This is a genomic window from Winogradskyella sp., assembly GCF_003712105.1.
Lineage (GTDB): Bacteria > Bacteroidota > Bacteroidia > Flavobacteriales > Flavobacteriaceae > Winogradskyella.
Genome location: NZ_RHLG01000007.1, coordinates 1 through 14,599, shown reverse-complemented (window position 1 = coordinate 14,599; position 14,599 = coordinate 1). Strand labels below are relative to the sequence as shown.

Genomic DNA, 14,599 nt, shown 5'->3' with positions numbered 1-14,599 from the left:
TTTTTTATTTCAAAGATTGACATTTATATCTTATAAGATAAACTTAAGATTAACTGCTCTGGTCTAGTGTCTAATCTGTCAAGTGATATTAAATTATTATTGTCAATAAACGTTGCTTCGTTATCACTAAATCCTCTCTCGTATCTTAAATCAATACCTAATCTATTAAGGTTAATTCCAATACCAAAGTTAAGGCCTACACTAAAGTCGTTGTCTATATCACTTATATTAAGTGCGCTAAAACCATCGTCAGTATCCAAGATATATTGCAATGACGGTCCAGCAAAGACATTAAGAGGACCTAAAACTTTTACACCTACTAAAAGTGGTAAATCAAGTTTTTGCATATCAAAATCACCAGCATCATAATCACTTTTCACTTTAGAATACACAAGTTCTGGTCTGAAATAAATCTTGTTACCAAGTTTGCCAAAAACACCAAAGTGGAACCCGATGTTTTGGTCAGGATTCTCAAAATTATTACTAATAGATTGGAAGTAATCTCCATTTCCACCGTAATTTAATCCTGCTTTAATACCAAATCCACTGCCGCTTTGTGCATAGGAGCCAATTGAAAAAGCTAAAGTAAGAATGAATGCAAAGCAAAGCCTGTTTGCTTTAGAAAGTTCGTGATTAAAAAAATTGTAAGTTTTTTTTAGAGTTTTCATGATTATTCGTTTTTGATTTAGAATACTTTAACAAAAACGTTGCCAAACTCAAGTTATTTTCTTTTTATAACTTTTTTTGAAGCTTCTATTATTGCTTTGCTGTTTAATCCGTACTTATCCATTAGCTGAGCTGGAGTTCCAGATTCGCCAAAAGTATCGTTAGTAGCAACGTATTCTTGAGGTGTTGGTTGGTGTTGAGATAATACTCTTGCCACACTTTCTCCCAATCCTCCAAGATGGTTATGTTCTTCGGCCGTTACTATACATTTAGTTTTAGATACAGATTGTATTATGGCTTCACTATCAAGAGGTTTTATAGTGTGGATATTAATAACTTCAGCAGAAATTCCTTCAGAATCTAAAGCTTTTGCAGCTTCTAATGCTTCCCAAACTAAATGACCTGTAGCAACAATTGTAACATCATTACCATCTGTTAGTTTTACTGCTTTACCAATTTCAAAATTTTGATTTTCAGGTGTAAAGTTTGGCACTTTAGGTCTACCGAATCTTAAATATACCGGACCATGATGCTCGGCAATAGCTAGCGTTGCAGCTTTGGTTTGGTTAAAATCACAAGTATTTATTACTGTCATTCCTGGTAACATTTTCATTAGACCAATATCTTCAAGAATTTGGTGCGTGGCACCATCTTCTCCTAATGTAATACCAGCATGTGACGCACATATTTTCACATTTTTATCAGAATATGCTACACTCTGACGAATTTGGTCATAAACTCGTCCAGTTGAAAAATTTGCAAAAGTACCAGTAAAAGGTACTTTGCCGCCAATAGTCATACCAGCAGCTATACCAATCATGTTTGCCTCCGCAATTCCAACTTGAAAAAAACGTTCTGGATGATTGTTTTTAAACTCATCCATTTTTAAGGAACCCGTTAAGTCGGCACATAGAGCTACAACATTTTCATTGGTTTTTCCAAGTTCGGTTAATCCTGCTCCAAAACCGGATCTAGTGTCTTTATTTCCTGTGTTTTCGTATGTTTTCATAAAATTAAAATCGTAGTTCTTAAATCTAAAATGGGTTTAATAATCTCCTAAGGTTTCTGCGTTTTGTGATAATCCAATCTCCAGTTGCTCATCATTTGGAGCTTTACCATGCCAAGCATGTGTATGCATCATAAAATCAACGCCATTACCCATTACGGTTTTCAAAAGCACACATATAGGTTTTCCTTGACCTAACAACGATTTTGCTTTTTCCATTCCATCAAGAATAGATGCTATATCATTTCCGTTTTCTATTTCAATAACAGTCCAACCAAATGCTTCAAATTTACCTTTTACACTTCCAAGAGGTAAAACGTCATCAGTAGAACCATCAATTTGTTGACCATTTAAATCAACTGTTGCAATCAAATTATCAACTTTTCTAGCAGCAGCATACATAATGGCTTCCCAATTTTGTCCTTCTTGTAGCTCACCATCACCATGCAGGCTGTAAACCACATGATGATCATTGTTAAGCTTTTTCGCTTCAGCAGCACCTATTGCAACTGACATTCCTTGACCAAGAGAACCAGATGCAATTCGCACACCAGGTAACCCTTCGTGAGTTGTTGGGTGACCTTGAAGTCTTGAGTCAATTAATCTAAATGTGTTGAGTTCATCAACAGGAAAATACCCTGAGCGTGCCAGTACGCTATAATAAACAGGTGAAATATGCCCGTTGGATAAGAAAAATAAGTCTTCACCTTTTCCATCCATATCAAACCCATCGTTTCTTTCCATGATGTCTTGATATAGTGCTACAAAAAACTCAGCACAACCTAGAGATCCACCAGGATGACCTGAATTAACCTTATGTACCATACGTAGAATGTCTCTACGAACTTGAGTAGTTAAATCTTTTAATTCTTGAATATTTGGCATATTAAATGACTTGAAAATTTTATACGCCAAAAATAGTGGATTAGATAGGTGTGGCAAAGTTTGTAATATGCCAGTTATTAACGATTTTGCTTAATTGCTAACAATTTTAAAATTAATTAAGAGCTTATGAAAATGAGTTAATTATATTTGCCCATTCACAACTGGTTTATGGAGTTTAAAAAGATTGCAAAAGATACTAATAGCAAGGCGAGAGCTGGTGTAATTACAACAGATCACGGAACGATAGAAACACCAATTTTTATGCCTGTTGGGACAGTTGCTAGTGTAAAAGGGGTGCATCAGCGTGAACTGAAAAATGATATCAACCCAGATATAATACTCGGGAATACATACCATCTTTATTTAAGACCGCAAACTCCAATATTAGAACAAGCTGGTGGTTTACATAAGTTTATGAATTGGGATAGAAATATCCTAACTGATTCTGGTGGTTACCAAGTGTATTCGCTTTCGGCAAATAGAAAGATCAAAGAAGAAGGTGTAAAGTTCAAATCTCATATTGATGGAAGTACGCACTTTTTCACACCAGAGAATGTGATGGAAATTCAACGTAGTATAGGTGCTGATATTATCATGGCTTTTGATGAGTGTACGCCTTACCCTTGTGATTACAATTATGCAAAGCGTTCTATGCATATGACGCATCGGTGGCTAGATCGCTGTCTTGAGCATCTTAAAAAGGTACCATTTAAGTACGATTATTCACAAACCTTCTTTCCTATTGTTCAAGGTAGTACTTATAAAGATTTAAGACAACAATCAGCCGAGTATATAGCTAATGCAGGTGCCGAAGGTAATGCCATTGGCGGTCTATCCGTTGGAGAGCCTGCTGAAGAAATGTACGAAATGACAGAATTGGTTTGTGGTATTTTACCAGAAGATAAACCACGATATTTAATGGGTGTTGGCACACCAATAAATATTTTAGAAAATATTGCGTTAGGTGTAGATATGTTTGATTGTGTTATGCCTACCCGAAATGCTAGAAATGGAATGTTGTTTACAGCTCATGGAACTATAAATATCAAGAATAGAAAATGGGCAGATGACTTTTCACCTATAGATGACATGGGAATTACATTTGTAGACACCGAGTATAGTAAGGCGTATTTACGACATTTATTTACTGTAAATGAATTACTTGGAAAACAAATTGCTACCATACATAACTTAGGTTTTTATTTATGGCTAGTGAGAGAAGCCAGAAAACATATTAGTAATGGTGATTTTAGAACTTGGAAAGATAAAATGGTGAAACAAATGGATAAGCGTTTGTAAACATGAAAATATTAGATTGGTACATACTTAAGAGATATCTATTTACTTTTTTAATGATGTTGCTATTGTTTATTCCAATAGCCATTATGGTTCATATGGCTGAGAAAATTGGTAAAATTATTGATAGTGATGCTGGTTTTAATGAGATTGCAGAATACCTATTAAACTTTACAATCTATTTTGCCAATTTGCTATTCCCGTTATTCTTGTTTTTATCGGTGATATTTTTTACATCAAAGCTTGCTAATAATACAGAGGTTGTAGCGTTTTTAAGTTCAGGAGTTTCATTTTCAAGGTTTTTGAGACCTTATTTAATCGGTGCAACAATTATTGCCATTTGTGCACTGATTCTTGGAATGTTTTTAGCGCCAAAAGCTAGTAAAGGTTACAATGAATTTAGATACAAATACTTATCAAGAAATAAAAAAATCCAAGATACTAAAGATGTGTATAGGCGGATAACAGACAACGATATTATTTATATAAGTTCATTTGATCCTAAATCTAAACGTGGTCAAAATTTTGCACTAGAGCATTTTAAGGACAATCGTTTAGAATATAAAGTATTTGCTAATAGTTTAAGATATAAGGAAGAGGACACAACTTTTGTTCTTAATGGCTATTATAAAAGAGTCTATGATAGTCTTGGTAATGTAACTGTAGAACAAAAGAGTAAAATTAATGTTAGGTTTTCTTTTGATGTGGACGATTTAACCCCCGTAAATTATATAGCCGAAACAAAATTATATCATGAATTAGTTGATTTTATTGATAAGGAAAAAGCAAGAGGTTCATCTAATATTGGACGCTATGAAGTAGTAAAATATAAGAAATGGAGTTTGCCAGTTTCAGTATTTATTTTAACTATTATTGCCGTAGCCGTTTCCTCGATTAAACGGCGAGGTGGAATGGGAGTTAACTTAGCATTCGGTATTACCATAGCTATGATATATGTCTTTTTCGATAAAATTTTTGGGGTCATGGCTGAACAGTCTAATTTCGACCCTATTATTGCTGTCTGGTTTCCAAACATAATTTTTGGTATTCTTGCCATTTACCTTTTGTACAATGCTAAAAGGTAATCTAAAACACTATTTGCATCTCCATTTTCTAGTTTTTATTGCTGGTTTTACTGCCATATTAGGTAAAAAAATTTCAATTGGTGCAAGTGAAATTGTATGGTATAGAATGGCAATTGCCACAATCTTAATGTTCTTATACATTAAGATCATCAAGCTTAATATAAAGGTGTCTAAAAAAGCAATATTGCAATTTTCTGGAGCTGGAATCTTAATTGCATTGCATTGGTTTACTTTTTTTGAGTCTATTAAGCAATCTAATGTATCTATAGCTTTAGCTATGTTTTCTTCTGGTGCTTTTTTTGCTTCTTTTGTTGAACCGCTTTTCTTTAAGAGGAGAATTCAGATTTTCGAAATTCTATTTGGTGTAATTGTTATTGTAGGTGTTTTTTTAATCACCAGTAGTGAACTCAAATATTTAAACGGAATTATCCTTGGCTTACTTTCAGCTTTGTTATCTACTCTTTTTGCAGTGATAAATGGAAAATTCATCAAAAATTATAACGCAACTGTGATTTCGTTTTATGAGTTTATAAGTGGTGTATTGTTTTTAACAGTACTTATCTATTTTTCAGGAATAAGATTTAATACAGAATTTTTTACACTAGATAAGGTGGATTGGATTTGTATTTTTATTCTGGCATCGGTATGCACGGCATATGCGTTTATTGGTGCTGTTGAGGTTATGAAATATATATCACCTTACACTGTAATATTGAGTTATAACTTGGAACCAGTTTATGGAATTATTTTAGCACTTATCATCTTTCCGGAGACCGAGAAAATGTCCTCTCAGTTTTATATCGGAGCATGTATAATTATCTTAACCTTAATTATGGATGCTATATTAAAGAATAGAAAAAGTAGAAAACTAAAAGAAAGTTAATTACCGATTAAAGTTTATATATTTGTACACTTAACTAACTAAAAAAACAACTTCAAATTGTATGGAATATTTAGAGTTTGAATTACCCATAAAAGAGCTAGAAGACCAATTACAAAAATGCAAGGTTATTGGAGATGAAAGTGATGTTGATGTTACCGAAACATGCAAGCAAATTGAGAAGAAACTTCTTGAAACAAAAAAAGAGATTTATAAAAATCTTACGGCTTGGCAACGTGTACAATTATCGCGTCACCCAGATAGACCATATACATTAGATCATATAAAGGCTTTATGTGGAGATTCGTTTTTAGAGCTTCATGGAGATAGAAATGTAAAGGACGATAAGGCAATGATTGGTGGCCTTGGAAAGATTGGAGATCAATCTTATATGTTTATTGGTCAGCAAAAAGGATTCAATACTAAAACTAGACAATATAGAAATTTTGGGATGTCTAATCCAGAAGGCTATCGTAAAGCGTTACGTTTAATGAAGTCTGCTGAAAAGTTTGGAATACCAGTAGTAACTTTAATAGATACGCCGGGTGCTTATCCAGGATTAGAGGCCGAAGAGCGAGGACAAGGTGAAGCTATAGCAAGAAATATCCTTGAAATGACGCGTCTTAAAGTGCCAATTATAGCAGTTATTATTGGTGAAGGTGCTTCTGGTGGAGCATTAGGTATCGGTGTAGGAGATAAAGTTTTAATGTTAGAAAACACGTGGTATTCTGTAATATCTCCGGAATCTTGCTCATCAATTTTATGGCGCAGTTGGGAGTACAAAGAGCAAGCTGCTGATGCTTTAAAGCTTACAGCCAAAGATATGAAACGCATGAAGCTTGTTGACCAAATCGTTAAAGAACCACTAGGTGGCGCACATAAAGACAGAGAGAAAACATTTTTAGCTGTTAGAGACGCCATTGTAAAAGCTCACGACGAGCTTAAAAACTTATCACCAAAAGATTTGGTAAATCAACGTATGGATAAATATGCCGAGATGGGTGTTTTTAAATCTTAATACGATATAATATAGTAGATAGAAAGAACTGAAGCATTTTTGCTTCAGTTTTTTTATGCGCTATTAACAATATTTTCAAGTTATTAACAGTTAAAATGTTGATGGATTGTTGACGATTCTGTATTATCATAATTGATATTTTAGAAAGCTTTTAGTTACATTCGTAACCGCAATTAATCTGAGCTAAATCAACACAACCAACTTTAATTTATGGATTAAAATTCGTAAATTAAAGCAACTAATTCAGTCACCATATAATGAAGCAACCTAACCCAGTTAAAGGCTATAAAATAGATACGAGTTCCTTAATTAGCCTAGAAAAGGGAAAGATACCACCTCAAGCGCTTGACCTTGAGGAAGTGGTTTTGGGCGCCATGATGATTGACAAAAAAGGAGTTGATGAGGTCATAGATATCTTAAGTCCAGAAGCCTTTTATAAAGAAGCGCACCAATATATCTTTGAAGCCATCTTCAAGCTTTTCGAAAACAGTGAACCTGTAGATTTATTAACAGTTTCGACACAATTGCGAAAAGATGAAAAATTAGATTTGGTTGGCGGCGATTTCTATCTTATTTCTTTGACACAACGTGTGTCGTCTTCGGCGCATATTGAGTTTCATGCACGTATTATTCTTCAAAAATATATTCAAAGAAGTCTCATAAAAATTTCAAACGAAATTATTGAAGAAGCTTATGATGAAACTAAAGACGTTTTTGATTTATTAGACAATGCCGAAGCAAAATTATACGAGGTTACGCAAGGCAACGTAAAAAAATCAACTGAAACCGCTCAGAGTTTAGTAATTCAAGCTAAAAAGAAAATTGAAGAAATTTCTAATAAAGAAGGTCTCAGTGGCATACCATCAGGTTTTGATAAGCTCGATAAATTAACCTCGGGTTGGCAACCGAGTGACTTAGTTATTGTGGCGGCTCGTCCAGGTATGGGTAAAACCGCATTAACACTTACAATGGCTAGAAACATTGCAGTAAATAGTGGTATACCAGTGGCATTTTTCTCCTTGGAGATGTCGTCGGTTCAATTAATTACACGTTTAATTTCTAGTGAAACTGGGCTTTCTTCTGAAAAATTAAGAACTGGAAGGCTTGAAAAACACGAGTGGGAACAACTAAATGTAAAAGTTAAAACACTTGAGAAAGCACCATTATTTATTGATGACACACCTTCGTTATCTATATTCGATTTAAGAGCAAAAGCACGTCGTTTAGCATCACAATACGGTATAAAGTTAATTGTAATTGATTACCTTCAATTGATGACGGCTGGAGGAAGCCAAAAAGGAGGAAACCGTGAACAAGAAATCTCTACTATATCTCGTAACTTAAAAGCTTTGGCTAAGGAATTGAATGTTCCGGTAATAGCCTTATCTCAGTTGTCACGTGCTGTCGAAACACGTGGAGGCAGTAAACGCCCATTGTTATCAGACTTACGTGAATCTGGTGCTATCGAGCAAGATGCAGATATTGTTTCATTTATTTACAGACCAGAATACTATAAGATTGATGAATGGGATGATGAAGAACGCTCACCAACTGAAGGCCAAGCCGAATTTATCGTTGCAAAGCACAGAAATGGTGGTTTAGATAATATTAGACTTAAGTTTATTGGTCATCTTGGTAAGTTTGATAATCTCGATGATTTCGACACACCATTCGGAGAGTTCCACTCAAAGATGAACGCTGCGGCAAACGATGATACCTTCAAGCCAGATAGCTTCCCATCTGCTTCTGATGCATTTGATGCTCCTGATGATGATGGTGTACCATTCTAATGCACTTGTTAATTATCTTTTAAACACTTCTGTTAGTATTGTTTTTTGAGTATCTTTCATTTTTAAAATGATGAAATTGAAAAGATATATTCTCTTAGTGCTGCTGTTTTTTCTTGGTTATTCGTCTTATGCGTCCTATATACTTATTCCTATGGATGCAGAATCACAAGAAAACCATCTTAAGGCATACGGAGTTACATTTTGGACTTTACAACGCGAATTAAAGGTAAAGTGGTTACTTAATTATCGTGGTGGTTCGTTCTTACTACCTGATGCAGAAATTATTCAGCGCGAATGTCAGATTAGAGGTGTGTCTTTTGAAGTAATTTCTGATGGTCAAGCAGCACAAATTCTTGAAGATATTGCAAGCCCTGCGGTAAACCAAGAAGCCGTTGTTTTAGAAAAAGCACCTAAAATAGCAGTGTATACACCTTATGGTAAACAACCTTGGGATGATGCTGTTACAATGGTATTGACCTATGCCGAGATTCCTTATGAAACAGTTTATGATGAAGAGGTTTTGAATGACGAATTGTTATTATATGACTGGTTACACTTACATCACGAAGATTTTACAGGACAATATGGTAAATTCTATAGAACATACCGATCAGCAGCATGGTATATAAAAGAGAAAAAAGAAGCTGAGGCCTTAGCTCGTAAACTTGGGTACACCAAGGTTTCTGATGCTAAGTTAGACGTCGCTTTGAAGATTAAAAACTATGTCGTTGGTGGTGGTTTTATGTTTGCGATGTGTTCTGCAACAGATAGCTTTGATATTGCACTTTCTGCAGAAGGTGTAGATATCTGTGAACCCATGTTTGATGGTGATGGTAGTGATCCTGCCTACCAAAATAAAATAGATTATAGTAGAACATTTGCTTTCAAAAATTATGTTTTAGAACGTAGTCCAAATATTTATGAGTTTTCATCAATAGATATGACGCGAAAACGTCGTATACCTAAATCAACTGATTACTTTTCCTTGATGGAGTATTCTGCAAAATGGGACCCAATACCAACAATGCTTACTCAAAATCATACAGCTTTAGTAAAAGGATTTATGGGGCAAACAACTTCGTTTACAAGAGATGAAATAAAGTCTAATGTCCTGGTTATGGGCGAAAACAGAACTAACGGAGAAGCCAAATACATACATGGCATAAAAGGAAAAGGCTTTTTCACGTTTTATGGTGGTCATGATCCTGAAGATTATACACATAGAGTAGGAGACCCAAAAACAGAATTAGATTTGCACCCAACTTCACCAGGTTACAGATTAATACTCAATAATGTTTTGTTTCCTGCAGCTAAGAAAAAGAAACAAAAGACATAATTTTGAATAATAAAAATGTCTTATAAACTCAAATCTTTTTTTCGACTCCTATTAATTTCAGTAGTTTTCTGGACAATAGCATTTGTTCTGTTAACTGCATTAAGATATAATGGTTTAGAAAATCAGTTAAAATTGTTTACTGATGAAGAACGATTATACCTTCCAATTAGAGAATATTACTTCTTCTCAATACTTATAGGATTAATAGTAAGTGTTTTTTATACCATCATCGAGTTTATTTTTGACCGCTTAAGTAAAAGGTTAATACTAGGTTTGAGTATTATATTTAAGTCAATTGTCTATTTTATTCTTATAGTAATTATATTAAGTGCGAGTTCATTTTTATTAGAGATAGAATTAGATAGAGATTTGTCTAATGATAATGGTTGGTGGAAAACCAATCTTCGTTTCTGGACCACAGTTGTATATTTTGTTATCGCATCTGTTGTTTTTTCTTTAATACGTTTAGCAAATGATAGATTTGGTCGTGGTAATTTTATTCAAGTTCTTCTCGGTACATACAAGCGCCCAAAAGAGCAAGAACGTGTACTTATGTTCATTGATTTAAAAGACTCAACCAAAATTGCTGAACACATAGGTCATAAGATGTATAGCCAGTTTATACAAGATTGTTTTATTGACCTAAACATTACGCTTGGTAGGTATGATGCTGAAGTGTATCAATATGTTGGTGATGAAGCCGTTATTTATTGGCCTTCAAGAAAAGGGTTTCATCGTAACAATTGTATAAACTTGTTTTATGCGTTTCAGTCAAAGCTAAAGAAAAAGAAAGCCTACTATAATACTAAGTATGGTTTTATGCCAGAGTTTAAAGCAGGTATTCACTTTGGAAAACTCATGGTAGCTGAGGTTGGTACAGTTAAAAAGGATTTGGCTTTCCATGGTGATGTCATTAATACAGCATCTAGAATACAAAGTCTTTGTAACAGTTATGGTAAAAAGCTATTAGTATCAGAGTCTGTATTGACCAAACTCAATATATCCGATACCCATTACGAACTCATATCTCAGGATATAGAACTTAGAGGTAAGCAAGAGCGCTTAAAAATCTATGCTATTAATTATAGCGAATAAAAAACCCAACTTTATTAAAGTTGGGTTTTTTTAAGCGAAATGTTGTTATTAATTTGGCTAAACGCCTTATTTAACTTTGTTTACTATAGCTTCAAAAGCTTCTGGGTGATTCATAGCTAAATCTGCAAGTACCTTACGGTTCAATTCGATATTATTAGCCTTTAATTTACCCATAAATTTTGAATAGCTCATACCATGCTGTCTAGCACCTGCGTTTATACGCATAATCCATAATGCACGGAATGTTCTCTTTTTGTTCCTGCGATCTCTATACGAATATTGCATCGCTTTGTCAACCGCATTTTTGGCTACTGTCCAAACGTTTTTACGTCTTCCCCAATAACCTTTTGCTTGTTTAAGAACCTTTTTTCTTCTGGCTCTTTTAGCAACTGAATTTACTGATCTTGGCATTTCTTTTAATTGTTTTTTGTAGTAGGCGGTCTAAAAACGACACTTGCTAAATTCTTTTGCCTAACTCCAGGGTTTATAAAATTATTTTAACCGGTTAAAACTTATATTACTTTAAACGCAACATTGTTTTAACATTATCCTCGTCAGACTTATGTACTAATGTATCATGAGTCAACGCAAGCTTACGCTTTTTAGATTTTTTTGTCAATATATGACTCTTAAAAGCGTGCTTTCTTTTAATCTTACCAGTGCCAGTTAGTTTGAAACGTTTCTTAGCACTCGATTTAGTTTTCATTTTAGGCATTTTCTCCTATTTTTTACGTTTCGCTTATTATCTTTTGCTTAATCTATATTAAGCCGTTTATTATTTTTTCTTAGGAGCGATAAACATAATCATACGTTTACCTTCCAATTTAGGCATCTGCTCAACTTTTCCATATTCTTCTAAGTCTTGAGCTAACCTAAGTAATAAAATTTGTCCTTGCTCTTTAAAAACAATTGAACGTCCTTTAAAGAACACAAACGCCTTTAATTTTGCACCGTCATTAAGAAACTTTATGGCATGTTTCTTTTTAAACTCATAATCATGGTCATCTGTTTGTGGACCAAATCGTATTTCTTTTATAACAACTTTTGTTGCTTTAGCTTTTAACGCCTTTTCACGTTTCTTTTGTTCATAAAGAAACTTTTTATAATCCATTACTTTACAAACAGGTGGATTTGCATTTGGCGAAATCTCAACAAGATCTAATCCTTGTTCATCTGCTATTGATAATGCCTTTCTGGTAGGATAAATTCCTATCTCAACATTATCTCCAACAAGTCTTACTTCTTCAGATCTTATTTTAGAATTAATTCGGTGCTTATCTTCTTTAATTACACGTCTATTGTTATTCCTTCTGTTTCTACGTATTGCTATGGCTTATAAATTTTAGTTAAACGTTATTATTTAAAAGTTTTTAAACTTTCTTTAATCTTTTCTTTCACTATTTCTGAAAAAGCATCTACACTTGTCGTGCCTAAGTTTTCACCGCCGTGAGCTCTTACATTAATAGTATTATTATTTTCTTCTTGCTCGCCAACAATAATCATATAAGGAAACTTTTGCAGTTCTGCTTCACGTATCTTTTTACCTACTGTTTCGTTTCTATTGTCAACGAGGGCGCGAATTTCGTTATTTTCTAGCAAATTTAAAACTTTTTCAGCGTATTTTTCATATTTCTCGCTGATAGATAGCACTATAGCTTGTTCGGGCATTAGCCAAAGCGGGAAGTTACCACCTGTGTGCTCTAGCAAAATTGCAACAAACCGCTCCAAACTTCCAAAAGGAGCTCTATGAATCATAACAGGTCTATGTAACTCATTATCACTTCCTTTGTATGTTAAATCAAAACGTTCAGGTAAATTATAATCAACCTGTATCGTACCTAATTGCCATTGCCTTCCGAGTGCATCCTTAACCATAAAATCAAGCTTTGGACCATAGAATGCAGCTTCACCTTCTTCAACTACATAATTAAGCCCTTTATCTTTTGCTGCATTTATAATTGCATTTTCAGCTTTTTCCCAATTTTCAGCATTACCAATATACTTTTCAGGTTTTTTAGGATCTCTTATAGAAACCTGAGCTGTAAAGTTTTCGAAACCAAGAGAACCAAAGACATAAAGCACTAAATCAATAACTTCTTTAAACTCAGTATCTAACTGATCCGGAGTGCAGAATATATGAGCGTCATCTTGAGTAAATCCTCTAACTCTAGTTAAACCATGTAGCTCACCGCTTTGTTCATATCTATATACTGTCCCAAACTCAGCATATCTTTTGGGTAATTCTTTATACGAAAAAGGTCTAGCATTATATATCTCACAGTGGTGAGGACAATTCATTGGCTTAAGTAAAAATTCTTCCCCTTCTGCCGGTGTATTTATGGGTTGAAAACTGTCTTCACCATATTTAGCATAGTGTCCAGAAGTCACATATAATTCTTTTTGACCGATATGTGGTGTCACCACCATTTCGTAACCTGCTTTCTTTTGAGCGGCTTTTAAAAAGTTTTCTAGTCTTTCTCTTAGGGCGGCACCTTTAGGTAACCATAAAGGAAGGCCTTGGCCAACTTTTCTTGAAAAAGTAAATAACTCTAATTCTTTACCTAACTTTCTGTGATCACGTTTTTTTGCTTCTTCTAATAAATGAAGATACTCGGTTAACTCCTTTTGTTTAGGAAATGAAATACCATAAACACGAGTCAGTTGTTTTTCGTTTTCATCTCCTTTATAATATGCACCAGCTACACTTAAAACTTTTACTGCCTTAACAATACCAGTGTTTGGTATATGACCACCTCGGCATAAATCAGTAAATGAAGAATGATCGCAAAAGGTAATATCTCCATCTTCCAGCCCTTCAATTAAGTCTACTTTATATTCATTTTTACCTTTATAATACGATAGAGCATCAGCTTTAGAAACTGAACGCATTTTGAAATCATGTTTTCCTCGTGCTATCTCAAGCATTTTATTCTCTATTGTTTTAAAATCCTTTTCAGAGATAGAATCTTCACCAAAATCAACATCGTAATAAAAGCCATTTTCAATCGCAGGACCAACCCAAAGTTTAACACCAGGATATAACTCTTCTAAAGCTTGTGCTAAAATGTGAGCCGAAGAATGCCAAAAAGCCTTTTTTCCATTATCATCTCTCCAAGTAAAAAGAGTTAAGCTACCATCTGTGTTGAGTGGGGTTGTAGTTTCAATGATGTCATCATTGAATTTTGCAGAAATAACATTTCTCGCTAAACCCTCACTAATACTTTTAGCAACATCAATTGCGCTACTACCTTTCTCGAAAGATTTTACACTTCCATCTGGTAATGTAATTTGAATCATAATGGACTATGGTTATTATAAATTAAGGTGCAAAGATAATTCTATTACTATTACATACAATAATAATATTAGATACTTGGAATTATTTTTCTATGTTTTTATGAGTGTAAAGACTTGGTTTATAGCCTTGTAATGAAATGGGTAAAAATAAGTTAAAAAAAGTCTTGTTGAATTGGTTTTAGGGTTTATCTTTGCGGCCTCTAAAACGGATATATTTATATATGTTTTAGAGTGATAAGTTCATA

Annotated in this window: 14 protein-coding genes; 7 read left to right on the top strand and 7 right to left on the bottom strand. The window is 34.0% G+C overall.

The window, feature by feature from the left end; genetic code table 11:
* Positions 1 to 23 precede the first annotated feature (23 nt).
* The 3 genes from ED556_RS13720 to ED556_RS13710 are packed head-to-tail and all read right to left on the bottom strand — an operon-like array spanning position 24 to position 2,557.
* Positions 24 to 668 carry a porin family protein gene (locus ED556_RS13720; RefSeq protein WP_296325101.1) on the bottom strand — a complete coding sequence of 215 codons (645 nt, stop codon included), beginning with the start codon at positions 666 to 668 and terminating at the stop codon, positions 24 to 26.
* 53 nt (positions 669 to 721) lie between these two features.
* Positions 722 to 1,675, bottom strand: coding sequence for a transketolase family protein (locus tag ED556_RS13715; protein WP_296325098.1), 954 nt, complete (start codon positions 1,673 to 1,675; stop codon positions 722 to 724).
* Between the two features lie 36 nt (positions 1,676 to 1,711).
* Positions 1,712 to 2,557: a transketolase gene (locus tag ED556_RS13710; protein ID WP_296325096.1), complete on the bottom strand. Its 846-nt coding sequence runs from the start codon at positions 2,555 to 2,557 to the stop codon at positions 1,712 to 1,714.
* A 168-nt stretch (positions 2,558 to 2,725) separates the two neighbouring features.
* On the opposite strand from ED556_RS13710, the gene tgt reads away from it, so the two are divergent.
* From tgt to ED556_RS13675, 7 genes are all read left to right on the top strand, one after another.
* Positions 2,726 to 3,856, top strand: coding sequence for a tRNA guanosine(34) transglycosylase Tgt (gene tgt / locus ED556_RS13705; RefSeq protein WP_296325093.1), 1,131 nt, complete (start codon positions 2,726 to 2,728; stop codon positions 3,854 to 3,856).
* A 2-nt stretch (positions 3,857 to 3,858) separates the two neighbouring features.
* Positions 3,859 to 4,938 (top strand): LptF/LptG family permease, encoded by a 1,080-nt coding sequence (locus ED556_RS13700; RefSeq protein WP_296325090.1) that lies wholly within the window; start codon positions 3,859 to 3,861, stop codon positions 4,936 to 4,938.
* Positions 4,925 to 5,821 carry a DMT family transporter gene (locus tag ED556_RS13695; RefSeq protein ID WP_296325087.1) on the top strand — a complete coding sequence of 299 codons (897 nt, stop codon included), beginning with the start codon at positions 4,925 to 4,927 and terminating at the stop codon, positions 5,819 to 5,821. The genes ED556_RS13700 and ED556_RS13695 overlap by 14 nt, the downstream gene beginning before the upstream one ends.
* A 61-nt stretch (positions 5,822 to 5,882) precedes the next feature.
* A complete protein-coding gene (locus ED556_RS13690) occupies positions 5,883 to 6,836 on the top strand; it encodes an acetyl-CoA carboxylase carboxyltransferase subunit alpha (RefSeq protein ID WP_296325084.1) in 954 nt (317 codons plus the stop codon).
* Between the two features lie 257 nt (positions 6,837 to 7,093).
* Complete coding sequence (dnaB, locus tag ED556_RS13685; protein WP_296325081.1) at positions 7,094 to 8,626, top strand: replicative DNA helicase; 1,533 nt, start codon at positions 7,094 to 7,096, stop codon at positions 8,624 to 8,626.
* Between the two features lie 151 nt (positions 8,627 to 8,777).
* The gene (locus ED556_RS13680; RefSeq protein ID WP_296325302.1) at positions 8,778 to 9,962 is read left to right on the top strand and encodes an asparagine synthetase B; all 1,185 of its coding nucleotides are present in this window, start codon (positions 8,778 to 8,780) and stop codon (positions 9,960 to 9,962) included.
* A gap of 15 nt (positions 9,963 to 9,977) precedes the next feature.
* Positions 9,978 to 11,057: an adenylate/guanylate cyclase domain-containing protein gene (locus ED556_RS13675; RefSeq protein WP_296325079.1), complete on the top strand. Its 1,080-nt coding sequence runs from the start codon at positions 9,978 to 9,980 to the stop codon at positions 11,055 to 11,057.
* A gap of 66 nt (positions 11,058 to 11,123) precedes the next feature.
* Here ED556_RS13675 and rplT read toward each other — a convergent pair whose 3' ends face one another.
* The 4 genes from rplT to thrS form a co-directional block, all read right to left on the bottom strand.
* Complete coding sequence (gene rplT, locus ED556_RS13670) at positions 11,124 to 11,468, bottom strand: 50S ribosomal protein L20 (RefSeq protein WP_073081329.1); 345 nt, start codon at positions 11,466 to 11,468, stop codon at positions 11,124 to 11,126.
* 106 nt (positions 11,469 to 11,574) lie between these two features.
* On the bottom strand, positions 11,575 to 11,772 hold the full coding sequence (gene rpmI / locus ED556_RS13665; RefSeq protein WP_102754533.1) for a 50S ribosomal protein L35: 198 nt from the start codon (positions 11,770 to 11,772) through the stop codon (positions 11,575 to 11,577).
* Positions 11,773 to 11,832: 60 nt separating this feature from the next.
* Complete coding sequence (gene infC / locus ED556_RS13660) at positions 11,833 to 12,345, bottom strand: translation initiation factor IF-3 (protein ID WP_296325298.1); 513 nt, start codon at positions 12,343 to 12,345, stop codon at positions 11,833 to 11,835.
* Between the two features lie 68 nt (positions 12,346 to 12,413).
* Positions 12,414 to 14,354 carry a threonine--tRNA ligase gene (gene thrS / locus ED556_RS13655; protein WP_296325070.1) on the bottom strand — a complete coding sequence of 647 codons (1,941 nt, stop codon included), beginning with the start codon at positions 14,352 to 14,354 and terminating at the stop codon, positions 12,414 to 12,416.
* Positions 14,355 to 14,599: the final 245 nt, after the last annotated feature.